This window comes from Streptomyces sp. NBC_00193, assembly GCF_026342735.1.
Lineage (GTDB): Bacteria > Actinomycetota > Actinomycetes > Streptomycetales > Streptomycetaceae > Streptomyces > Streptomyces stoeckheimensis.
Map to the genome: position 1 here is coordinate 24,591 of NZ_JAPEMM010000002.1, position 22,528 is coordinate 47,118.

Here is a 22,528-nt window from a genome sequence, read left to right on the forward strand (position 1 = left end):
CCGGTTGACCTGCTCGACGGTTCCCCCGGTCATGAGCGACGAGAGCGTGATCACGATCGAGATCCGCGGCCACCAGGCCGCGGCGCTCGAAGCAAGCCGCCGCATTTCAGACCTGTTCCAGTCCAGCGGACCCTGCCGACTCCGGCGAACACCCGGCGAGCCGGAAGTACAGGTTCTCGTCTACGCGAACGTCCACCGGAGTCCCGACGAAGGCGGCTACGACGACGGAGGCGCCGAGCAGGTGAGCACCCTGGATTGGGATCCGGGGTACTCAGCTGTATCCGAGGGCACCGTCGCCTACAACGGCCGGCCGACCACGTCGGGCTGAACGCCGTCTTGCAGCCCACGGTGCGGGACCACCTGCACACGGCGATGCCGCAGCCGGGCTCCGAGGCAGGCGAGTTTTCACGCAGTCGCGTCGGGGACCTCCGCGGCGCCGCCAGCCTTCACGGCCTCCACGACGTGCTGGTGGAAGACGGCGAGACCGCCGGGCGGGAGCGGCGCGGGGCTGCCAGTGAGGGTGTACCACTCCTCGGCGCCGGTGTACTGGATCCGTGCCGAGGCTCGGCCGTCCGGGCCGGGCTCGGTCGTCACAGTGACATCGCCGGTGATGACGCCAACCTCATCGGTCATCGCTCCACCGGGGCCGGCCTTCACATGGTCTGTCAACGGGACCGACCCGTCCGGGACGACACCGCGGTCGCTCTGTGACGTGGCGTCGGGCTGGTGGTCGGTCATGAACAGGTCTCCAGCATCTCAGTCAGCTTCTTCTTCTCGCCATCGGTCACCGTGAGCTGATAGCTGGCCTTCACGTTCGTCCACGCCGTCGCGTACGTGCACCAGTAGCCCTTGGTCGGCGGCTGCCAGTCCTCGGGGCCCTGGTCGCCCTTGGACCGGTTCGTCGCCGCCGACACCGCCAGAAGCTGGGGGTGGGTCAGATCGTTCGCGAACTCCTTGCGCCGCTCCGCCGTCCACGACCCGGCCCCGGACCGCCAGGCATTGGCGAGGGGGACCATGTGGTCGATGTCGAGCTTCCCGGCGTCGGTGACGGTGATCCCGTCGTAGACCGAGACCCAGGTCCCGGAGACGGCCTTGCACGCGGCATCGCGCTTCACGTCCTTGCCCGCACGCTCCAGGACGACTTCGCGGGTGTCGCAACTGTCGCCCTGCCCGGCCCAGTGCGTGAACTTCTCCCGGCTGTACCCCGTCATCGCTTTCTGACCCGCGACCTTCAGTCCGGAGAGCTGGCTGCGGGCGACCGCTGTCGTCGACAGGCCCGGGAGCGCCGGAGCTCCCGGCGCACCCTGTGCTCCGCCCTTGCCCTGACTGGGCGGGGACGGCTTGCCGTCACCTTCAGCGGACACCCCCGGATTGCAGGCCGCGAGACCTGCCGCCAGCAGAACAGCCGTCACCGCACGGACACCCGCACGCATCTGACGAGGCATAACCACCCCAAACCCTCTTGAAAAGTACCTCCGCGACCTTACCCACCGCGCATACCCCACAAAGACCACCCCGGTCCCCGCCAGCCGAAATCCCGGTGCACCCGCTGCCCTTGCGATCCCCAGGGCCGGAAGCGCCGCGGCCCGGAAGCAGGGTGGACTGTGGAGGTAGCGGTGCCGCGCAGGTCGTGTCAGGCGTCGGGGTCGATCCCGGCCTGACGGGCCGCGTGACGCCGCACTTCCTCCGACGCGGGAATGCGCGGCTGCGGGAGCCGTACGAGGGTCAGGCCGTGGAACACGGTGCGGAAGGCCGTGACGAGCACCAGGATCAGACTCAGCGCGAAGGCCAGGTGCGCGGTCCGGTCGAAGCCGTAGTGAGCCGCGCCCCAGCCAACGGCGGTGACCCCCGCGGCGAGAAGGAAGCCGTCCAAGGCGATCCGTTCCCGACGGCTCAGCCTCATGCCCTATCCCTCCGACGTGCCGTGTTCGACCCGTCGGAGCCTGCCACCGGCCACCGGCGTCCATGCCGGACGCGAGGGTGAGGCGTTGGAAACATGTGCGGGCCAGGACGTGGGCCGGGCGCCGAGGAACCCTGTGCGGGAGCACCCCCTCCGCCAGCACCAGCACTCCGTACGCGTCTTCGCCCACACGCACGTCCGGCGCAGCCCCGCAAGCACGGGTCCACCGGGCTGGAGGAAGAAGATCGATTCTGCGGTGAAACCGGCCACCCGGCCGAGTGAGCTGCCTCGAATCCCCCTTCCACACGGGCCGCATGCCCGGCTAAAACCCGACCATGATCAACAATCTGCTGCGCCGCGGCCTGCCCGCACTCGCCCTCGCCGCCCTCCCCCTGCTCACCACCACCGTCGCGCCGGCCGCTGCCAACACGCCGCCCGCGAAGGCAAGCTCCCCCGCCCAGCACGACCTCGTCGACAGCACCGGCGCCGCGGCGCCGGGCGCGGCCGGGGTGCGGGCGCCGCTGCCGTTGTTCGAGGCGATCGATCGGCTCCCTGTTGCCGTCGAGCACCGCGAGGGCTACAAGCGGGACCTGTACAAGCACTGGAACAAGGGCCTCAACAGCGGCGACGGCTGCGACACCCGCCGGGAGGTCATCCTGGCCGAAGCCGTAACGGCACCTCAGGTCGCGGCCGGCTGCAAGCTGACCGGCGGATCCTGGCGCAGCCCGTACGACAACCTCGTTGTCACCGACGCCGGCCGCCTCGACGTAGACCACTTCATCCCGTTGGCTGAGGTCTACGACTCTAAGTAGGCGGAGTTGGGCTGGACGCATCATTCCGCCGCTTTCGCAGGCGGCGCGGTGCGGCCTGAGAACGGGGGTGTCACTCGTCCAGGTGAGGGTGTGGGGTTCTGGACCTGGGGTGGAGTATCCGACGCCACGATGTTGCATTCGATGCAACCGTCGGAGGTGTGGGGTGGGTGTGGCAGACGTGCCGGGTGCAATCCGGCTGGTCCGCGCAGGCAACGTCCGTGCTCTGGACCCGGAGCCCGCCATGTTCGACGCCATGCTGCGCGGATGGCAGGACCAACAGCGGAGCCGACTTCTAACGACGAAGACGATCGTGGACCGGCTGAGCCTGGTACGTCGGTTCGCCGAGTTCACAGGCACATATCCGTGGGACTGGACGCCCGAGGACGTCGAGGCGTACTTCTCGGTGCGGCTCTCCCGCGGTGAACTCTCCTGGTCCACGGTGCGAGGACAACAGGGCTCTCTGGAGATGTTCTGCGCGTTCATCACCGACGGGCGATATGGATGGGCAGCGGGCTGCCTGGAGGAGTTCGGCCGGTTCCCGGTCCAGGTGTGCCACGACTGGAACACCGCCCAGCACGTCGCCGCCTATGAGGGGCGTCCCGGCCGGCGCGCGTTCACCTACGACGAGCTCCAGACGCTTTTCGATGCGGCGGACGATCGGGTGGAACAGATTCGCAAGCGGGGCCGCAAGGGGGTGCTAGCCGCTTGGCGGGACTCGGTTCTGGTCAAGCAGGTCTACGCGTACGGGACCCGGCGCCGGGAGACTTCGATGCTCGACCTGCCAGACCTGCGGCACAACCCCCGCGCACCCCAGTACGGGCGGCTCGGTGCCCTCGAAGTCCGGTACGGGAAGGCGTCCCGAGGGAGTCCGCCGAAGCGCAGGACCGTGCTGACCGTGCCCGAGCTCGACTGGATCGTCCCGGTCGTCCTGGAGTGGGTCGATGAGGTCCGGGGCGGGTTCTCCCCCGGCCGGCACCCCGCCCTGTGGGTCTCTGAGCGCCGTGGCCGGCTCGGAGGCCGGCGCCTTGACGAGATCTTCTCCACCCTCCGCGAGCATGCCGGTCTGCCCGCGGAGTTGGACCTGCACTGCCTGCGGCACACCTACATCACGCATCTGGTCGAGTTCGGGTATCCGGAGCGGTTCGTCCAAGAGCAGGTCGGCCATTCCTACGCGGCGACGACCGCTCTGTACACGTGGGTGTCGGACGAGTACCGCAACCGACTGATCGAGGCTGCGATCCACAAACGACTGGAGCCCGCTGAAGGGAGGGTGTTGCCGCGGTGATGAAGAGGATGAGGTTCACATGGAATCTGCGTCGGCTGATGGCGGAGCGGGACATGTATCAGACCACCGACCTGGTCCCCTTGCTGGCCGAGTACGGCGTGCATCTCTCGCGGGAGCAGGTGTTCCGGCTGGTCACCCAGCCTCCACAGCGGCTGTCGATGGACACCCTCGCTGCCCTGTGCGGCATCCTCGGCGTCACTCCGGCGGACCTGATCGAGGTTGCCGAGACCCACGTGCAGGTAGCGAAGCCCACCGCCACCGGCGAGACCACCGGTACGGCGAAGGCTCCACCCGCCCGGCGCGTTCGCGTCCGGCGCCCGGGTGAGCGGTGAGCGGCCCGGTGCCCGTACCGGCCTCGTGGGAGGAACTCGCGGAGCGCATCAACCGGTTCCTGCCCGACCTCACGCCCGACGAGGCGGATCGGGTTGTGGCCGGGCTGACCCCGTCGGCCCGGGGGCGGATCCGGGCCCACCTCGCAGCTCACCCCGACGCACTGGTCAGCGGGGCGTCCCTGGCTCCGCGATCGGTCCAGGCCCTCATCACCACCCTCACCGAACTCGGTGTCGCTGGGGTACGGGCACCGGACTGTCTTCGGTGTGGTCGCGCCCGGCTGTTGCGCCGGGCGGTGGCCGGCGGCAGGGTCTGCCTCGGCTGCGAGGGCATCCTGGCCGCGCAGTCCGACGTCGGCCCTTGCGCCGCCTGCGGAGAGAGCCGTCCCCGCCCGAGTTACAAGACCTGCGGACCTTGCCGCCGGCGGCAGCTATCGGCTGGCAGGGCCTGCTCGGCCTGTGGGAATCGCTCGTTCATGGAACCGTGCGCGAACTGCCGGCCACGACCGACGGTGCCGTGCGCGCTGTGCGGGGTCAGCGCACCGGTGTGTGCCCGGTGGCCGCTCGGGCCGGTCTGCAAGCCGTGCTACCGCGAAGCCCGGCGCCGACCCGGCTTGTGCCCGGCCTGCGGCAAACGCCGCGTATTGATCGCTCGCGCGGAGGGCCGCAGAGTCTGCGGGCCATGCGACGGGCACGCGGATCCACACGCCTGCCCGCGCTGCGCCGAGCCTCGCTCCTACCAGGTAAAAGGCGTCTGCGACCGATGTGCGGTGCACGATCGTCTCAGCGCGCTGTTCTCCGCCGTCCCGGACGACGGCCGCGGTGCGTACGCGCACATGCGGGCAGCTCTGACCGACTGTCCTGAACCCGGCACCGTCCTAAACTGGCTGCGCAACTCCCACTCCGCGCGCCTGCTCGGCGACCTCGTGGCCACGGGCCGGCCGCTCACCCACCTCGACCTCGATGCCACGGCGGGAGACGGCCGGGCCGCCCCCCGAACCGTCGACTACCTGCGCGGCCTCCTCGTCGCCTACCAGGTGCTGCCGGAGCGGGACGAGCTGTCCGCCCGGATCGAACGCCACCTGGACCGGGTTGTCGCCCGGCACCCCGAGCACGCCCTGCTGCTCCGGTCCTACGTGCGCTGGTCACTGCTGCCGCGGGCCCGACGCCACGAGCGGCTGCGCGGCGGCGGGTTCCTCGGCCGGGTCCGCGCGGCCTACTCCCGGATCAACCGGGCCGCCGAGTTCCTGACCGCGATGGCCGCGCAAGGACGGCTCCTGCGGGAGGTGACCCAGCATGATGTCGACGCGTGGCTCGCGATCAACCCCGGCACACGTTTCACAGTTCGGGACTTCATCGTCTGGGCGACCCGCCGCGGCCACGCACGCCCCCTCGATGTCGCCCACTGGCCCAAAAAGGATCCGGTCAGCCTGGCCGAGGACTCCCACTGGGAACTGCTCCACCAGTGCCTCACCGACACCGACCTGCCGCTCGACGTTCGCGGAGCCGGGGCCATCCTCCTGCTATTCGGCCAGCACCTGACCCGGATCGCCGCCCTGACCACCCACGCCGTCACCACCGTCGGCGAGAACACCTTCCTGACCCTCGATCTCACCCCCATCCCCCTGCCCGGATCCTTGGCCGGACTGTTGACCGACCTCACGGACATGCCGCCCCCGACTAACTGGGCGGCGAACTCCTCTCAGGACTGGCTGTTCCCCGGAGACCGCCCAGGACAGCACCTCTCCGCCACCGTCCTCGGCCGCCGTCTGGCCGCCCACAACATCCCCAACCGGCCCGCCCGCGCCACCGCCCTCGTCGCCTTCGCCCAGGACCTGCCCCCAGCGGTCCTCGGACCGATGCTCGGCCTCCACCCCGTCACCGCCGCCCACTGGCGGCGACGCGCCTCCACCGACTGGACCACCTACCTAGAAGCACGCCTGGCCACCCCACTGCCCTGAACCGGCCGTCGTCGAACCTGCGCTGGGTGCCGGTCCGCAGGGACCGTACGGAGTGTCGTTTCGTCGGCGAATCCAGGTAGCAATCGGGTGACCCAGACGGAGGGGCCGTCCGCCTGCCAACGGCCGGCCATGGTGAAGGGGGACAGAGCTGGCCGATTGAGCGGGCAGTCCGGATAGCGTGGGCGCATGGTCCACCTCAAGCAGCCGCATCTGTCCGGGCTGGGGAGAAACCCCGCCGCCCCAGTCGAAGTCATGGTGCGGTTGGCCTCGCACCCCGCTGGCCGACACGGACTGGCGACGCGCAAGGGGCAACTACCGGATGCGGTGGTTGAAGCCCTGCTGACGCACGGCGGCAGCGATACGGCAGTGAGCCTGCACAGGCATCGGGTCTCCCCGGCGATGCGCGCCAGGATCGCCGAGCACCCCGATCCGGCGATCCGCGACGCCTACGCGGACTTTGTCCGGACCATGGTGGAGCGCGGGGTGCCGATGAGTATCGAGGACCTGGTCGAGGCCTACGGCCGAATACCGACGGAGCTCGCGGCCGCCTCCGATCCCAAGGTGCGCGCAATGGTCGCAGCCACCTGGCGAGACCGGCCGGTCACCGTGCAGCTGGCCCTGCTCACCGACCCGGACCCCGGGGTGCGTGCTGCAGCCACCAGAGCCGGGCACCCGGGCGTCCCTGACGACTACTACGAGCGCTGCCTCGCCGATCCGGCCGTCCAGGCCAACATCGCTCGGCGTCTCCCGCTGACGTTCGACCAGTTCACGCTGCTCCTGGCGACCGGGGACACGGAGGTGCTACACGCCGTGGCCGGCAACCCTCATCTGACCGCCGACATGGTGACCTACCTGCAGGGCAGCGAGGACCCGCACGTGCGCGTCGCGATGGCCTACAGCCGCCACACCGCCCCCGACACCCGCGACCGGCTGCTCGCGCTGGTGGAGGCCGAAGACGAGTCCGGCAGCGACGACGCGGGCCTCGCACTCCGCTGGTCGCCCTACACCCCCAATTGGCTGCGGGATGCGCCGCTGGCCGAGCGGCTGGCCTACCTGCAGTGCCCGCATGTGGTGTTCCGGCGAGAAGTAGCGGCCAGCAGGGACCTGCCGGATCATGCGTGGCGGCAACTGGACGACGACCCCGACGTGTCCGTCCGGCGCGCGGCCGCCCACCGACCCGACACACCGCCGCAGGTCCTCCTGCGGCTACTCCATGCCTACGGCGACCTCTCCCACATCCGGCCCATGCTGGTGGACCACCCCAACTTCCCGCGACACGAGCTGCGCGGCTTCGTCGAGGAGCAGGACCCGAGAGTACGCATCCTCGCGCTGAAGGACCTTGAGCTCCCTCCTGCAGACCTGCGGGAGCTGGCAGCCAGCGCCGAGTCGTTCCTGCGTGCCAGCACAGCCCGATACCCCAACATCCCCACAGACCTGCTGGAACTGCTCCTGGCGGACCCTGAACCAAGGGTCGCCGATGAAGCTGCGGCCAACCCTCTGCTGCCAAGAGCCCATATGGATCACATCCTCGCCAAGGCCGGCCTCTGACAGGCATGGACCCTGGCGGAATACCGCACGCTTCGATTAGCGCTCCCCACCAGTTGAGCAGGCGCCGTGGTCGGCGGCTCGGCGAGAGGCATATGCCAACGACCAGAACAGCCCCGACACCCTGATCGCGGTCTCCGCCGCCTCCAACAGGTCCAAGAGCGACAAGGACCCGGCGGAGTGGCTGCCCTCGGACGGCTCCTACCACTGCACCTACGCAGCCACCTGGGTCGGAACCAAGCTGCGCTGGGACCTGGCAGCCGACGACGCGGAGGTCCAGGCCCTCCTCGGCCTCGCTGAAGACTGCCCCACCACGACCGTCGCCTACGAGACCGTTCCGTAGCAGGGCCACCCGAACGGGCTCCGCCTGCGGCCTGCCGACGCCGGCCGCAGGCCCATACATGACCGTACTGCGCGAACCGGGACCGTCGGACCGGGAGACCGGCCAGCACGTGACGCCGGGCAGCGGTGGAGCCGCCTGCCGCGCCCCTCACCACCAGCTCGGGCCACGGTGAGTGGCCTCAAAGCGGGCGACGACGGAAGCCACCTGTGGGGGGCCTGCCTGAGGTCAGCCGTGATCTTCCCAGTCGGCCGTGCAGAACCGCGCTTCGCTGACGGAGATGTCCCCTGCTCTGGCAGCTCGCACGTACATGTTGAGCCCGTCCGGCCCCATGTCGCCGCCGCATCCGACCACCAGACCCATCTCCTCGTTCTCCGCGCGCTGCACCAGAGCATCGTCGATGGCCACGACGCTCCCGCCGATGAGATCAAGGCCGTCGAAGGCGACCTGAGGGCCGGTACACCCGTGCACGGTCACAGCCCCGAGAGTGGGGCCACCGACCCGGTTCCAGTAGTGCGCGGTTACCCCGGCCTCGTCGAACTCGTCCTCGTTCAGCATCCACTGCCCGGACTGGCGGTAAAAGGCGTAGGGGAAGTGGCCTCGGCGGGCGGCCGGTGCCTCGCCGCCCAGCGCGGCAGCCACCTGTAGCGGGTTCATCCCGAACCGGAGCGGGCCCACGCTCTGCAGCGGTGTCCACTCCCAGCGCGGCCGGTCCACCACGGGCCGCACCGGCCACGCCCCGGGGTTGGCCGCCCTTTCGCAGACGTCCTGCCAGGCGATGACCGGGGCGGCTCCGTACGGGTCCTGCGCCAATTCAGACGCGACCAGCAGCGCGCTGCTGATCACCTTGTCCGTCCGCGCTGTATACCCCTTGGAGTGCAGGATCCGCTCGGGCACAGTCCCCATGGACACACCCCAGGCCGCGATCTCCGGGTCACCGCTCCAGTTCACCCGGACCTCCGCGCCCTGTCGGCGTGCCAGTTCGTGGATGTCCGCATGGGCCTCAGAGGGCACCCGGGCGATCAATTCGACGTCCCCGACCTCCACTCGCGGCCCGGCGAGCCCGTCAACCGCCACCGCGGCCAGTCGCTGGCCGGGCCCGTAAATCGCAGTCACCCCCTCATCGCTGTACTGCTGCCAGCACGTTGAGTCCCCCGACCCCTGACTCACAGCTGCGATCGCCCCGCCCAGGGCCGCTTTGACCTCGAAAGGGTGCATCCCGAACCTCAACGGGCCCACCCCGGCCAACGGATCCAGCACCCACTGCCGCCGTTCCCCGGGCTCTCTCCTCCACCAACCCACGACAATCGCACCCTTGATCTACGCACTCGGCACCACGCCGGTGATCTTGTGGCCACCTTAGGCAGCGCCACCGACACCCGGACGAGGGCCCTGCTGTGCGCTTCAGTTCGGTTCGGCGGCCATCCGATCCTGCATCTGCTGGTAGACGTGTGGATCGCGAACCGCTTTAGCGATCGACGAGAGCCTCTGGCTGGTCGCCGGTGAGGCCCGGGGCCCCGCCGAGTTCCGCGTTCGGCCTCGGCCCCGCGGCGCCGGCCGCGTCGTAGCCACGTGATCGACCTGCACCCGCATCGGGTTCGGGGATCGCCGACGCGCATTACCCAAGGATCTGTGCACGTGGTAGGACTGTTCGGCTGAATGATCAGTCTTGACCCTGGGGGATGTTTCGCGTGGCTGTCACGGTGCCGGACTGGGCTGACGTTCTGCTGGATCTGATCGGTGTGGCCTGGCCCAACGTCGACGAGGACGCGTACCGCGACATGGCGGACGCTCTCCGGGAGTTCGCGGACGACCTCGAGGACGACGGGCAGCTCGCGAACAACCATCTCGAGCGTCTGCTGTCCTCGGGCACGGGCGAGTCGATCGATGCGCTCAACTCTCACTGGAACACGGTCAAGGGCAAACACCTCAAGGACATCGCCTCAGGCGCCCGCACCATCGGCGGGGCTATGGATATGGCTGCCGGAGCTGTCGAGGGCATGAAGGGCGCGGCCCTGGTCCAGCTCGGGTACCTCGCTGCCGAGGCCGGTATCGCGCTCTCGCTGATCCCGGTGACGGGTGGTCTGTCGGCACTGTTCGGCGCGGCAGCGATGCGGGCGACCCAGGAGGTCGTCAAGCGTCTGATCAAGGAGTGTGTGGAGGAGGCCGTCGGCTACATCGTCGCGGCGCTCACCGAGCCCGCGGTCGCGGCCCTGGAAGGCATCGCCGCGGACCTCGTCGTCCAGCTCGGTTCCATGGCCATCGGTCTCCAGGACGAGGTCGACATGAGCCAGGCGGGGAAGGCGGGCCGGGACGGCTTCGGACAGGGTGTCCAGAGCGGCAAGGAAGCCATGCACCTCGCCTCGGCGGGTAGCGGCAGCGGTGCCCCCGGAGGTGGCGGTTCGGGTCTGGTCGACGTGCACATCGAACACGGTGAACACGACCGTGCGAGCACCCAGCTGAGCAACGTCAGCACCGGGATCCACGGCAAGACCACCTCCAAACTGGGCAGGGCAAGGTCCCATCACGGGCGTACCCGAGGCCGCGACTCGATCGCCCGTGCCATCGACCCCGTCGCCGACAAGGCCATGGAAGCCCTGACCAAGGCCACGAAGGCAATGGGCGACCATGTCGGCAAGACGCTGCCCAAGGCCGTGAAGCACATATCCACGTCCCAGAAGAACACCGACTTCGACATCAACGACCGCTTCAACCGCCTGAAAGGCCCGGGCGCCCACGACGGCAAGAGCGGCTCGCCCGCCGGCGGGCCCACCAGCCGGGGAGGCGGCGGCTCCTCCGCGAAGGACCCCGCCTCGATACGGGATGCCAAGGACGACCCGCGCGGCAAGGGGATGCCGCTGGACAACCGCCGCTGCAAGACCGACCCCGTCGACATCGCCAGCGGCGAGATGGTCCTCGCGCAGACTGACCTGGCCCTGCCCGGCGTGCTGCCGTTCGTCCTGCGCCGCACACACATTTCCGGCTACCGCTACGGCCGCAGTTTCGGTCCCAGCTGGGCTTCCACCGTCGATGAGCGGCTTGAACTCAACGCCGACGCCGCCGGGGCGGCGATCTGGGCGCGCGAGGACGGTTCCCTGCTGGTCTACCCGCGGCTGCCGCGCGACGCCGACGACGAGCCGGTCCTGCCGCTCACCGGGGCCCGGCTGCCGCTGCGGTTGCTGGAGCACAACGACTTCGGCGACATCACCTACGTGGTAGACGATCCGCTCTCCGGGCTGACCCGGCACTTCACCGGCAACCCCTACGACGGAAGCGCCCTCTACTGGCTGCACGGCATCGAGGACCGCAACGGCAACAGCATCCGCTTCCACCGTGAGGACGACGGACGCCTGATGTCGGCCGCGCACGACGGCGGCTACCGGATCACCTGCGACAGCGACCCCGCCGGCCGCATCACCGCCTTCGCCCTGGACACTCCCGACGGCCCGCAGCCCCTGCACACCTTCGGCTACGACGGCGCGGGCCATCTGATGACCGTCGCCCACGCCGACTCCCCGCCGCTGCGCTTCACCTACGACGAATCCGCTCGCATCACCTCGTGGACCGACCGGCGGGGGGCCGCCTACCGCTACGTCTACGACGACGCCGGCCGGGTCGTGGAGACCATCGGCCCGGACGGATCCCTGTCCTCCCGCCTGGCCTACGACACGGAGAACCGGATCACCCGCTTCACCGACTCCACCGGCGCGGTCACCGTCTCGCATTTCAACTCCCTCGGCCAGGTCGTCACCGAGACCGATCCGCTCGGGCACTCGGTCCACCGCCAGTGGGACCGCTACGACAACCTCCTCGCCCGGACCGACGAGCTCGGCCGGACGGCCACCTTCACCTACGACCAGCAGCACAACCTCACCTCGCTGCGCTCGCCGGACGGCACCAGCTCCAGCGCCGTCTACAACGCGTTTGGCCAGCCCGTGGAACTGACGGGCCCCGACGGCACGACCTGGCGCCAGGAGTACGACGAGCGGGGCAACCGGACGGCGGTCATCGCGCCGGACGGTGCCGTCGTCCGCTTCACGTACGACGGCCGGGGAGCCCTGCTCACCCGGACCGACCCGGCAGGGCGGGTAGAGCGGCAGACGCGCGATTCGGCCGGGTTGGCCGTGTCCCGGACCGATCCGCTGGGCAATCGCTTCACCGTCCTGCGGGACGCCTTCGCCCGCCCCATCGAGGCTATGGACCCGCAGGGCGCCGTCACACGCACCGAGTGGAGCCCCGAGGGATGGGCCCTGAGCCGGACAGCCCCGGACGGCACCACCGAGTGCTGGACCTGGGACGAGGAAGGCAACTGCTCCTCCCACACCGGCCCCACAGGAGCCGTCACCCGCTTCGAGTACGGCCCCTTCGACCTGCTGACAGCCCGCGTCGGAGCCGACGGAGCTCGCTACGAGTTCCGTCACGACACGGAACTGCGTCTCACCCAGGTCCGCAACCCTCAGGGGCTGACCTGGGACTACACCTATGATGCGGCCGGCAACCTAATCGCCGAGAGCGACTTCGACGACCGCGTCGCGGCCTACGAGTTCGACCCCGCGGGGCAGGTCGTCGCCCGCACCACCCCGCTCGGCGACCGCATCACCACCAGCTACGACGCGCACGGCCGGCTCACGGCCAAGAACGTGTCCGGCGAGACCACCCGCTACCAATACGACGCGGCCGGCCGGATCCAGGCCGCGGTCTCCTCGACCTCCGCCATCGTCCTCGAACGCGACCTGATGGGGCGGCTCCTGTCCGAGACCGTGGACGGACGCACCACCCGCTACACCTACGACCCGACGGGCCAGGTCACCTCCCGGACCAGCCCTACCGGTGCCGTCACCCGGTTCGACTACGACGAAGCTGGTTTGCGCAGCACGGTGAACACCGGCGGGCACCTTCTCGCCTTCACCCGGGATGCCCGGGGCCGCGAACTCACTCGCGAGTTCGGACCGGCCGAGCACCCCGTCACCATCGGATCGGCCTGGGACCCCGCGGGCCGGCTGGCAGCACAGGTTCTCGCCACCCCCGCCCGCACCCTGCGCTCACGCGCCTTCTCCTACCGGCCCGACGGCCACCTTGAGACGGTCACCGACGAACTCGAAGGGAGCGTCCGCGCCTTCGGCCTCGACCCGGTGGGCCGCCCTGTGAGGGTGAGCGCCGAGGGGTGGAGCGAGTCGTACGCCTACGACGTCGCGGGCAACCAGATCAGCGCCGAGTGGCCCGACCACGCGCAGCGTACGGAAGGCCGCGGCGAGCGCACCTACGAAGGAACCCGGCTGCTCAGCGCCGGATCGGTGCGCTGTTCGTACGACGCGGCGGGACGCACCGTCGTACGCCGCATAAAGCGGCTCTCAAGCAAGGCGGACACCTGGCACTACACCTGGGATGCCGAGAACCGGCTGACGGCCTGTCGGACCCCGGACGGCGTGCTGTGGACGTACGCCTACGATCCGCTGGGGCGGCGCACCGCCAAGCACCGCATGGCCCCTGACGGGCAGAGCGTCGTCCACTCGGTGTACTTCTCCTGGGACGGCACCCGCCTGGCCGAGCAGACCGACACCGCTCACGGCACGACCACGAGCTGGGAGTACGACGGCCACCGCCCGCTTTCGCAGCTGGAGCGCCGCGGGACACCGCAGGCGGGGGTGGACTCACGCTTCTTCGCCATCGTCACCGACCTGGTGGGCGCGCCCAGTGAGCTGGTCGGCGAGGACGGCAAGATCGCCTGGCAGGCCCGCTCCACGGTGTGGGGGACGACGACGTGGAACCGGGGCGCCGCCGCCTACACGCCCCTGCGCTTTCCCGGCCAGTACGACGACGCCGAGACCGGCCTCTACTACAACTGTTTCCGTCACTACGATCCCGCGACCGCCCGGTACGCCAGCGCGGACCCGTTGGGTCTGGCCCCCGCTCCCAACCCAGTCGCCTACGTCATCAACCCGCAGACCTGGGCCGACCCCGAGGGGCTGATCGCGAAGGGGTGCACGGAGGAGGGCGGCTGGTACAGCGGCATGCAGCCGGCGAACCTGAAGAAGCCCGACGGATCCCGTGTCACCGATGTGGATATGGAGATCAACCACATCCCCGCGAAGGCCTCCTATTCCCACCTGGACGAGCCCGGTTTCAAGACGAACAAGCGCGGTGGCGGGGCGGGCATGGGCCCGTCGATCCGAATGGAGTACGACGACCACCGCGGGGTCACGAGTACCGGTTCGGGGGCGGACTCTGTGCAGTGGCGTGCCGATCAGCGGGCCCTCATCGATGCCGGCCGCTGGGATCTGGCCATGAAAATGGACATCGACGAGATCCGTGACCTGTACGGCGACAAGTACGACACCCACATCGCCGACATGGTCGAGAGCCTCAAGGTCAACAAGAAGTTCCAGGACATGCTGACCAAACGTGGCTGGTCGATAGACTACGACGTCCTCAAATAGACCGACCGGAGAACATGATGGACCTGATCCTCGACCCGCCGAACGGTGTGCAGCCCCTGCGTCTGGGCATGGCCTTCGACGAAGCGATGACCGCCGTGGCCCCCTGGGGCGAGCCGCGGGTAATCGGAGGGCGCCCCGGTCGGCCCAAGCGGCGGGCGCTGGGTTCCTTCGACGGGGTCGGCTACACCGCCTTCTTCGACGAGGACGGCCTCCTCAACGCGGTCGAGCTGTGGTGGCCCGGCGAGGGGAAGACCACGACCACCCGGATTCTGCTCGACGGTCACGACGTGTTCACCGACCCGGCCGAGGAGATCCTCCAGCGGGTCCGCGAGCGCGGCTGGACCGTGACGGCCCCGGATACCGAGAGCCTGGCCGTACCCGGCGTCTCGCTCGGATTCACCCGCCAGACCTCGCAGGAGGTCCCCCGCGACGCCGCCGGGCTCCCCCTCTCCTTCACCTCCGTACTCGTCGCGGGCACCGACTACTACGACTTCCTCACCACCCACTGAGCCATGACGCCGGGAGTACCGGACGGGCGATCACTAAGGTCAGACAGCAGTCGGACTGTCTGCCGGCTGCTCCGATGCCAGCCACGACCGCGAGGACTGTTCCGGCGCATGTAGAACTCGAGGCGGTGTGGCGCTACGAATGGCGCCACGACCGCCCCTGCCGTCCCCGCCGACGCCTGTCGGGTGCTCACGAGCCGGGAATACCGCACAGGTTGAATGACGCTCCCCGCCAGCTGAACAAGCACCTTGGTCGGCGGCATGGCGAGAGGCGTATGCCAACGACCAGGCGAGCCCGGACACCCTGATCGCGGTCTCCGCCGCCTCCATTCTCGCGCCGGTGTTGTTCCGTCGCTGGCGGCACGGGCTCAGAGTTCGGTCGTCCAGATCCCGACAGGGTGCTCACTCGGTGGCAGCCACAGCTGAGGCTGTGACTCCCGATGCCTCACCTCAGCCTGTTCGTCCCAGTGAAATCGTTCATGCGCGTCGGGCCACGCAACTTGCAGCACGGGGAAGGGGGGCCGCCGGTAGAACCCGATTGCCTGTCCGAAGAAGGCCCGGTACCAGCGCAGATCAACCTGCCTCAGCGCGACTTGGTGACCGTCGACAACGTCAGGATGTCTCTGGCTATCGGCCAGTACAGCACCCGCGGCGGCCTTCTCTCCGAGCCTGTTGAGCATGCGGTGCATGGCGTGGATATCGAGTCCGAACATGGCGAGCTCAGGTGCGCTGTGAGTGTGCGCGAGGCCGATCGTGTAGGCGAAGCCAGGACCGATGTCGTCCTCGGGAACCATCACGACGTGCCATCCGTGCCGCTGCACGTTCTCGATGATCGTCAGATCCATGCGGTCCGCTTCGTCTCGGTCACCGTAGTCATGACAGAGGACGCAGCGGCACTGGAACGGATCAGCAGTCATACGCGGAGGCTACGAGGTGACTGTTCGAGCCGGACAGCCGGGCTCGCGACCACCCTTCAATCGAACGACACTGTCACCCTCTGCGATCGGTCCCCAAGATCTGTGCCAGAACCGAGTTCCGAGACCACCCACGCGGCGCGTCGACTCTGGGAACACGACCTGGCATTCGCCGGGCGGCCCGGTGGAGTGTCTGTCGTACCCCGGTCCTAGAGTCCGGCGTATGACCCGTCATACCTCTGCCCGCCCGGTGGACGTGGAGCGCCTCTTTCCCGAGCTGCTTCCCTTCCGCCGGGAGTCCATCCGCCTGCATCCGCGCACGGGAGTTCCGACCTGCCACGACAGCTCAGTCGGCGGACCGTTGTTGTGGCCTGAGCTTGTTCTTTATCTACTGTCCGCGTTCATAGGGCGGGGAAGGTCGGTTCCAGAGGGCGTCTGACCGGCTGACAACCTTTCGCAGTTCGCGGGCGCTTCGGGGTGATATGGCCTGCATCACGGTGTCGAGGAGGGCTCGGGCTTCGAGGGGGCTGCCGCAGCAGTACCAGTGCACATTGCCCCACTCGTAGTCGTGCCACAGATCCCGCTCGGGCTGGTGGACATAGTTCTGCCACAGGCCCATAGCCGTGCTGACATCGCCTGGCTGCAGATAGTTACGGGTGTGCTCGAGACGGGTGATCTCAGACAGTGCACGCGAAGACAGGCCGTCGATGACTGGCCTTGCACCCGTTGTCCGGTGGCTGCCGGGGGCGCCGGCACGGATCTGTCCTGGCCGTCTACGCGGCATGGACCTTTCGGTTCGTCGTCATGCGGTACATGGTGCCACGGCCTCGAATGGCGTCTCGAACGGATTCGCTCGCATGGGGATTCGCCGGACGTGGAGGCGGCCTTCGTCTGATCATGTGCTCCGACCAAGGTGCGTGACCAAGACGAAGGCCGTGAGAGTGAGTCTTCTGCCAGATGTCGTCCGAAGGGAAGCGTTCGCGGAAGCGTCACGCTTCCGGGGCGAGTTCTACGAGTCTCTGACCGCCCGACGCGACGAGTTGTTCGAGTTGGTGGACGCGGTGCTGTGTGCGGACGGTGCGGTGAAGTCCCCGGTGGAGTTGACGCTGCTGCCCGAGCATCGTCGTGGACACGGAGCGATGTACGGCGGCCTGAACCACGGCCGGATCGACGTTGATCGGCTGCGGACGGTGCTGGCCGGGCTGCCGCTGCCCCGCTTCGACGGCGGACGCCTGGTCCTGGCAGTCGATGTGTCCCCGTGGTTGCGGTCGGACGCGCCGTGCTCGGCCGATCGGCTGTTCTGCCACGTCTATGGCCGTGCGAGGACGGCGTCGCAGTTCATCCCGGGCTGGCCCTACTCTTTCGTCGCCGTGCTGGAGCCGGGCGCCACGTCCTGGACCGCAATCCTGGACGCGGTCCGACTCGGCCCGGTCGACGACGCGACCGCGGTCACCGCCGACCAGCTCCGAGGAGTCGTTGAACGACTCATCGCCGCAGGGCAGTGGCAGGCCGAGGACCCGGCCATCGTGATCGTGAGCGATGCCGGGTATGACGTCACCCGTCTGGCGTGGGTCCTGCGTGATCTGCCGGTCGAGTTGGTGGGCCGGGTCCGCTCCGACCGCGTGATGCGTCTGCCGAAGCCGCCGCGGATGCACGGTGTCAACGGCCGGCCGCCCAAGCACGGCCCGGAGTTCCGTTTCGCCAAGCCGGAGACCTGGCCCGAGCCCGCGATCACCACAGTCACCGACACCACCAACTACGGCAAGGCCGAAACCCAAGCGTGGGACCGGGTCCACCCCCGGCTCACCCACCGCTCCTCCTGGCTCGACCACGACGGTGAACTACCCCTGGTCGAAGGAACGCTGATGCGGTTGAAGGTCGAGCATCTATCGAAGGAACGGGATGCTCCGCCGGTGTGGTTATGGTCCTCCAAGACCGGCGCCACCCCCGACGATGTGGACCGCTTCTGGCAGGCATTTCTCCGCCGCTTCGATCTGGAACACACCTTCCGCTTCGCGAAACAGACCCTCGGCTGGACCACCCCGAAACTCCGTACTCCCGAGGCAGCGGACCGCTGGACCTGGCTCCTGGTCGTCGCGCACACCCAGCTCCGGCTCGCACGTCCCCTCGCCGAAGACCTCCGCCGCCCCTGGGAGAAACCCGCCACATCCGACCGGCTCACCCCGGCCCGGGTCCGCCGAGGGTTCAGGAACATCCGCGCTCACCTCGCCTGCCCGGCCCGTGTTCCCAAACCCCGAGGCACCGGACCCGGACGGCCACCCGGCGCCAAGAACAAACACCGGGCACCCCGCTACGACGTCGGCAAAACCGTCAAACGCCCCGAGACTCTCAAGGCCATCGGCAAGCCCGGAAGATCTTGGTAGATAAAGAACAAGCTGAGGCGGAGCCGTGGCCGGTGTGCGAGGCGGAGCACTACGAGATGAGCACCGAGGGCCGGCATGAGGCCGCCGTACCGATGGTTCCCATCGTCCAGGTCCACCAGGCCGACGCACCGAGTGTGCCTTTCCCCAAGGGGATGGACCTGCTCCAGGTGCTCTGGTGCCCTTATGGGCACGGTGAGTGGTGCTACCCCCTGCCCCAGGTGCGCTGGCGGGACTCCGCCGTCATCGGCGATATACGACCGACTCCGGTGCCGGCTGCCGGACTTCCCAAGAACTGGTACCCGAGCCCGTGCGTGGTTCACCCGGAGCAGGTGACCGAGTTCCCCAGCTGGGATCTCCCAGACGAGGTCTACGACGGCCTCAGAGACCGCTTCGAGGAACTGTTCGCGAAGACAGGTCTGCGGTACTCGTACCACTTGGCTGAGGCTCCCGGAATCAAGCTGGGCGGGTACCCGGGCTGGACCCAAGAATCCTGCTGGCCCGATTGCGATTCCTGCGGTGGCCGCATGGATCACCTGCTGACCGTGGCGAGCTGGGAGTTCGACGCAGAGTCCTGCCGGACCTGGCTGCCCTCGGAGGACCGCACGAACGATCCCGAAGGGAGGGGATGGGACGCGACCACTCGCAACCCTGCCGGCCTCTGCCTCGGCGACGCCGGCGGCGTCTACATCTTCGAGTGCCGCACCTGCCCGGATCGCCCCATCGGGCACTGGTTCGACTGCTCGTGACCCGGATACACCGCCGGGACCGACCTTCAGCTCTCAACAGGGTGGTACCTGTACCGGTGCGCCGCACGATCCCATCACGAAGGCAAGCAGCAGAGCGCTCTCCGAACTCACCGACACCGACTTCCCGCGGACGAAGGTGCTCTCGCCACTGACCGACAACCGCTCTCGCTTCTCCGTAACAGAACCAACAGCACTCCGCCGGCGGGGCTACGCAGTGGAGCGCCATTCCCCTTCGAGGCTGCTGAAGATCATGGAGTCTCGCCAGCCGTCGTGGAGCAGCGCCGTGTGGCGCAGGCGTCCCTCATGCGTCATGCCGATCTTGGACAGTACTCGGGAGGAGCCGAGATTCCTCGGGTCACAGGTGGCATGGATCCGATGGAGCCCCAGCTCGCCGAACCCGTACGCGAGCAGCTGCCGGCCTATTTCCGTGCCGATGCCCTGCCCCCATACCCGGGGATGCACGATGTATGAGATCTCGCCCTGGCGCTGCTTGTGGCTGCGGACATGCAGCTCACCCATGCCCGCCACATCCCGCCCGACGCGGGCGACGTAGGGGAACCGGCGCTGAGGGGTGCCCGACCAGGCCTTGACCGCGGAGTCCACGAAGTCCTGCGTCTGGACCTCTGTGTTCGGCCCCCAGGACTGATAGCGGCACACCTCCGGGAGGCACGCCCACGAGTGAACGGCCGGCCAGTCCTCCAAAACGATCTTGTGCAAGGTTACCGCGTGCTGACTCATAGGACGATCATGAACGGGGCGCCGCGCGAAGATCAAGATCAGGGAGCCCGTCACGCTTCACTGACGGCCATGCGGGGAGGAAGGCCCAGTGCTGGCAGTTCTCGTGAACACTGCGAGGCACTCCCTGGCCGAGTGCGCCTCCCCAACCGACGTCGAATTGCTGCTCCTTCTCGTGGACAGAGTCACGCTCCAGGCCTGGGCGGAGAACTGGGGGCCTGGATGCGGTAGAGGGCTGTCGGCTGGATACGTTGTGGGGAGTTTGCGTTACGGGGTGCGGCATCACCTGATGGGGGCGTTGTGGAGGCAGGGGACCGTCTTGGCGGTCGGTACAGGTTGGTGGAGCGTCTCGGCTCGGGCGGTATGGGCGAGGTCTGGAGGGGAACGGATCAAGAACTCCAGCGTGCAGTGGCCGTGAAGATCCTGCATGCCGGGTTCGCGGGGCCGGAGGCGGTCAGCCGCTTCCGACGGGAGGCGACCATCGGGGCCCGGCTTGACCACCCCGGGATCACCATGGTCTATGACATCGGACGCGACGTGGGCCGGCTGTTCATGGTGATGGAACTGCTTGAGGGCCGTGATCTGGCGGACCTGATATCCGAGAGCCCCGGCGGGATGCCGGTGGCCGAGGCAGTTGCTCTGGCGGTACAGATCGCCGAAGCCCTGGCTGCCGCGCACGGCAAGGGCGTGGTCCATCGCGACCTCAAGCCCGCGAACCTCTTCCTTCACCGGGGCCGCGTCAAGATCTGCGACTTCGGGATCTCCCGGGCCGCAGACGTGACCACCGGTCTGACCGTCACCGGCAATCCCATCGGTACTCCCCTGTACATGGCGCCCGAGCAGTGGCGCGGGGAGCACGTCGACACGCGCTGCGACCTGTATGCCTTTGGGTGCGTCCTGTACGCGATGCTGGCCGGCTCCCCGCCGTTCACCGGCGGCAGTCTGTATGACCTACTGCACCGGCACACCTCCGTGCCACCACAGCCCCTGCGTACGGTCCGTCCCGAGATCCCGCCGGAGCTGGAGAGACTGGTGCTGCGCCTGCTGGAGAAGCGCCCGCAGGACCGCCCGCAGACAGCCGGCGACGTCCTCGCGTCCCTGACCGCTGCCAGTGGCTTCCCAGCATTTCACCAGGGTTCCTCGCCCCAGGACACGGGACTGGTCGCAGAGTCCCTTGCTCAGGCAGGCACAGCGTACGAACAGGGCGACTTCGTCAATGCAAGACGTCTGGCCGCGGTCGCCGTGGAAGTCGCAACCCGCGTCCTGGGCACCGACCACGGCGACACCCTCACCACCCGCAAGAGGCTGGCCTCCTACACCGCATTGGCCGGCAACCCAGCCGGAGCACGCGACCTCTTCCAGACTTTGATCCCCGACCGGACGCGCGTCCTGGGTTCCGACCACCCAGACACCCTCGACACCCGCTACAACCTGGCCGTCAACACCGCCGAAGCCGGAAACCCGGCCGAAGCACGCGACCTTCTCCAAGCCCTGCTCCCCGACCGGACACGCGTCCTGGGCCCTGACCACCTCGACACCCTGACCACCCGCTATGCCCTGGCCTACTACACCGGATTGACGGAAAACCCGGCCGAGGCGCGCGACCTCTTCCAAGCCTTGCTCCCCGACCAGATACGCGTCCTGGGCCGCGACCACGCCGACACCCTCTCCATCCGCAACCACCTGGCCTACAGCACCGCCGAAGCCGGAAACCTGGCCGGCGCACGCGACCTCTACAAAGCCCTGATCACCGACCGGACACGCGTCCTGGGGCCGGACCACCCCGACACCCTGACCACCCGCAACCACCTGGCCCTCACCACCGCCGAAGCCGGAAACTTGGCCGAAGCACGCGACCTCTTCCAGGCCCTGATCAACGACCAGATACGCGTCCTGGGGCCGGACCACCCCGACACCCTCGACACCCGGTACGACTTGGCCCTCAACACCGGCGAAGCCGGAAACCCGGCCGAAGCACGCGACCTCTTCCAGGCCCTGATCAACGACCAGATACGCGTCCTGGGGCCGGACCACCCCGACACCCTCGACACCCGGCGCCACCTGGCCTACTACACCGGATCAGCGGGAAACCCGGCCGGAGCTCGCGACCTCTACCAGGCCCTGATCAACGACCAGATACGCCTCCTGGGCCCCGACCACCCTGACACCCTGGCCACCCAACACCGTCTGGCCCACTACACCGGATCAGCGGGAAACCCGGCCGGAGCTCGCGACCTCTACCAGGCCCTGATCAACGACCAGACACGCGTCCTGGGCCCCGAACACCCTGACACCCTGGCCACCCGACACACTCTGGCCTACTACACCGGGCAGGCCGGAAATCTGGCCGGAGCACGCGACCTCTACCATGCGTTGCTCCCCGACCAGGCACGCGTCCTGGGCCCCGACCACCCCGACACCACTGACACGCGCGACGCCCTGGCCTACTACCTGCCGAAGCGGTAAACGACTCCAGACAGCGGAAAGGGCTCCAACCTCCGAAGCGGGCCATCAGCTTGCGGGCCGCGTCCTCGTTGAGCCCGAGGTAGGTGGCGGCCTGAGCCGTGTCGAGGTCGGCAGCGGTGCCGCGGGCCGCCCAGTAGCCGACCCGCTCGGCGACCACCTCGAGGCGGC

At 68.7% G+C, this 22,528-nt stretch carries 17 protein-coding genes; 11 read left to right on the forward strand and 6 right to left on the reverse strand.

The genetic code is table 11. The features are described from left to right. The first annotated feature begins 31 nt into the window (after positions 1-31). Positions 32-328, forward strand: coding sequence for a hypothetical protein (locus OG898_RS28135; RefSeq protein WP_266960606.1), 297 nt, complete (start codon positions 32-34; stop codon positions 326-328). Between the two features lie 77 nt (positions 329-405). Here the strand turns inward: OG898_RS28135 and OG898_RS28140 are convergent, their stop codons facing one another. The 3 genes from OG898_RS28140 to OG898_RS28150 form a co-directional block, all read right to left on the reverse strand. After that, a complete protein-coding gene (locus OG898_RS28140; RefSeq protein WP_266962645.1) occupies positions 406-633 on the reverse strand; it encodes a hypothetical protein in 228 nt (75 codons plus the stop codon). 101 nt (positions 634-734) lie between these two features. After that, positions 735-1,364, reverse strand: a complete 630-nt coding sequence (locus tag OG898_RS28145) for an HNH endonuclease family protein (protein WP_323184919.1) — start codon at positions 1,362-1,364, stop codon at positions 735-737. Positions 1,365-1,633: 269 nt separating this feature from the next. Continuing rightward, positions 1,634-1,903, reverse strand: a complete 270-nt coding sequence (locus OG898_RS28150) for a hypothetical protein (protein ID WP_266960610.1) — start codon at positions 1,901-1,903, stop codon at positions 1,634-1,636. Positions 1,904-2,235: 332 nt separating this feature from the next. Here OG898_RS28150 and OG898_RS28155 point away from each other — a divergent pair, with 332 nt between their 5' ends. From OG898_RS28155 to OG898_RS28175, 5 genes are all read left to right on the forward strand, one after another. Next, positions 2,236-2,712 (forward strand): hypothetical protein, encoded by a 477-nt coding sequence (locus OG898_RS28155; protein WP_266960612.1) that lies wholly within the window; start codon positions 2,236-2,238, stop codon positions 2,710-2,712. A gap of 169 nt (positions 2,713-2,881) precedes the next feature. Further along, positions 2,882-3,997, forward strand: a complete 1,116-nt coding sequence (locus OG898_RS28160) for a site-specific integrase (RefSeq protein ID WP_323184921.1) — start codon at positions 2,882-2,884, stop codon at positions 3,995-3,997. Beyond that, positions 3,994-4,329 (forward strand): helix-turn-helix transcriptional regulator, encoded by a 336-nt coding sequence (locus OG898_RS28165; RefSeq protein WP_266960616.1) that lies wholly within the window; start codon positions 3,994-3,996, stop codon positions 4,327-4,329. Before OG898_RS28160 ends, OG898_RS28165 begins: the two co-directional genes overlap by 4 nt. Before the next feature lie 767 nt (positions 4,330-5,096). Next, entirely contained in the window at positions 5,097-6,287 is a 1,191-nt protein-coding gene (locus OG898_RS28170) for a hypothetical protein (RefSeq protein WP_266960618.1), read from the forward strand. Between the two features lie 186 nt (positions 6,288-6,473). Next, entirely contained in the window at positions 6,474-7,835 is a 1,362-nt protein-coding gene (locus OG898_RS28175; RefSeq protein WP_266960620.1) for a hypothetical protein, read from the forward strand. 565 nt (positions 7,836-8,400) lie between these two features. On the opposite strand, the gene OG898_RS28185 is transcribed toward OG898_RS28175, so the two are convergent. Beyond that, positions 8,401-9,249: a hypothetical protein gene (locus OG898_RS28185; RefSeq protein WP_266960622.1), complete on the reverse strand. Its 849-nt coding sequence runs from the start codon at positions 9,247-9,249 to the stop codon at positions 8,401-8,403. 605 nt (positions 9,250-9,854) lie between these two features. Between OG898_RS28185 and OG898_RS28190 the strand changes: the two genes are divergently transcribed. Together OG898_RS28190 and OG898_RS28195 are read left to right on the forward strand one after the other, a co-directional pair. Then, positions 9,855-14,609 (forward strand): DUF6531 domain-containing protein, encoded by a 4,755-nt coding sequence (locus OG898_RS28190; RefSeq protein WP_266960624.1) that lies wholly within the window; start codon positions 9,855-9,857, stop codon positions 14,607-14,609. Positions 14,610-14,626: 17 nt separating this feature from the next. Next, entirely contained in the window at positions 14,627-15,118 is a 492-nt protein-coding gene (locus tag OG898_RS28195; RefSeq protein ID WP_266960626.1) for a hypothetical protein, read from the forward strand. Positions 15,119-15,483: 365 nt separating this feature from the next. Here OG898_RS28195 and OG898_RS28200 read toward each other — a convergent pair whose 3' ends face one another. Beyond that, entirely contained in the window at positions 15,484-16,032 is a 549-nt protein-coding gene (locus OG898_RS28200; protein ID WP_266960628.1) for a DUF4262 domain-containing protein, read from the reverse strand. Positions 16,033-16,970: 938 nt separating this feature from the next. Here OG898_RS28200 and OG898_RS28210 point away from each other — a divergent pair. Together OG898_RS28210 and OG898_RS28215 are read left to right on the forward strand one after the other, a co-directional pair. After that, positions 16,971-18,413: an NF041680 family putative transposase gene (locus tag OG898_RS28210; protein ID WP_323185073.1), complete on the forward strand. Its 1,443-nt coding sequence runs from the start codon at positions 16,971-16,973 to the stop codon at positions 18,411-18,413. Between the two features lie 56 nt (positions 18,414-18,469). Then, a complete protein-coding gene (locus OG898_RS28215; RefSeq protein WP_266960630.1) occupies positions 18,470-19,159 on the forward strand; it encodes a DUF1963 domain-containing protein in 690 nt (229 codons plus the stop codon). 207 nt (positions 19,160-19,366) lie between these two features. Here the strand turns inward: OG898_RS28215 and OG898_RS28220 are convergent, their stop codons facing one another. Beyond that, positions 19,367-19,897, reverse strand: coding sequence for a GNAT family N-acetyltransferase (locus OG898_RS28220; RefSeq protein ID WP_266960632.1), 531 nt, complete (start codon positions 19,895-19,897; stop codon positions 19,367-19,369). Positions 19,898-20,233: 336 nt separating this feature from the next. Between OG898_RS28220 and OG898_RS28225 the strand changes: the two genes are divergently transcribed. Next, the gene (locus tag OG898_RS28225; RefSeq protein ID WP_266960634.1) at positions 20,234-22,360 is read left to right on the forward strand and encodes a serine/threonine-protein kinase; all 2,127 of its coding nucleotides are present in this window, start codon (positions 20,234-20,236) and stop codon (positions 22,358-22,360) included. Positions 22,361-22,528: the final 168 nt, after the last annotated feature.

Bases quoted from the DNA above. Each gene is read 5' to 3' on its own strand.
- OG898_RS28215 (WP_266960630.1), top strand. From the start codon at position 18,470: ATGAGCACCGAGGGCCGGCATGAGGCCGCCGTACCGATGGTTCCCATC.
- OG898_RS28175 (WP_266960620.1), top strand. From the start codon at position 6,474: ATGGTCCACCTCAAGCAGCCGCATCTGTCCGGGCTGGGGAGAAACCCC.
- OG898_RS28155 (WP_266960612.1), top strand. From the start codon at position 2,236: ATGATCAACAATCTGCTGCGCCGCGGCCTGCCCGCACTCGCCCTCGCC.
- OG898_RS28150 (WP_266960610.1), bottom strand. From the start codon at position 1,903: ATGAGGCTGAGCCGTCGGGAACGGATCGCCTTGGACGGCTTCCTTCTC.
- OG898_RS28200 (WP_266960628.1), bottom strand. From the start codon at position 16,032: ATGACTGCTGATCCGTTCCAGTGCCGCTGCGTCCTCTGTCATGACTAC.
- OG898_RS28195 (WP_266960626.1), top strand. From the start codon at position 14,627: ATGGACCTGATCCTCGACCCGCCGAACGGTGTGCAGCCCCTGCGTCTG.
- OG898_RS28135 (WP_266960606.1), top strand. From the start codon at position 32: ATGAGCGACGAGAGCGTGATCACGATCGAGATCCGCGGCCACCAGGCC.
- OG898_RS28190 (WP_266960624.1), top strand. From the start codon at position 9,855: ATGTTTCGCGTGGCTGTCACGGTGCCGGACTGGGCTGACGTTCTGCTG.
- OG898_RS28220 (WP_266960632.1), bottom strand. From the start codon at position 19,897: ATGAGTCAGCACGCGGTAACCTTGCACAAGATCGTTTTGGAGGACTGG.
- OG898_RS28140 (WP_266962645.1), bottom strand. From the start codon at position 633: ATGACCGATGAGGTTGGCGTCATCACCGGCGATGTCACTGTGACGACC.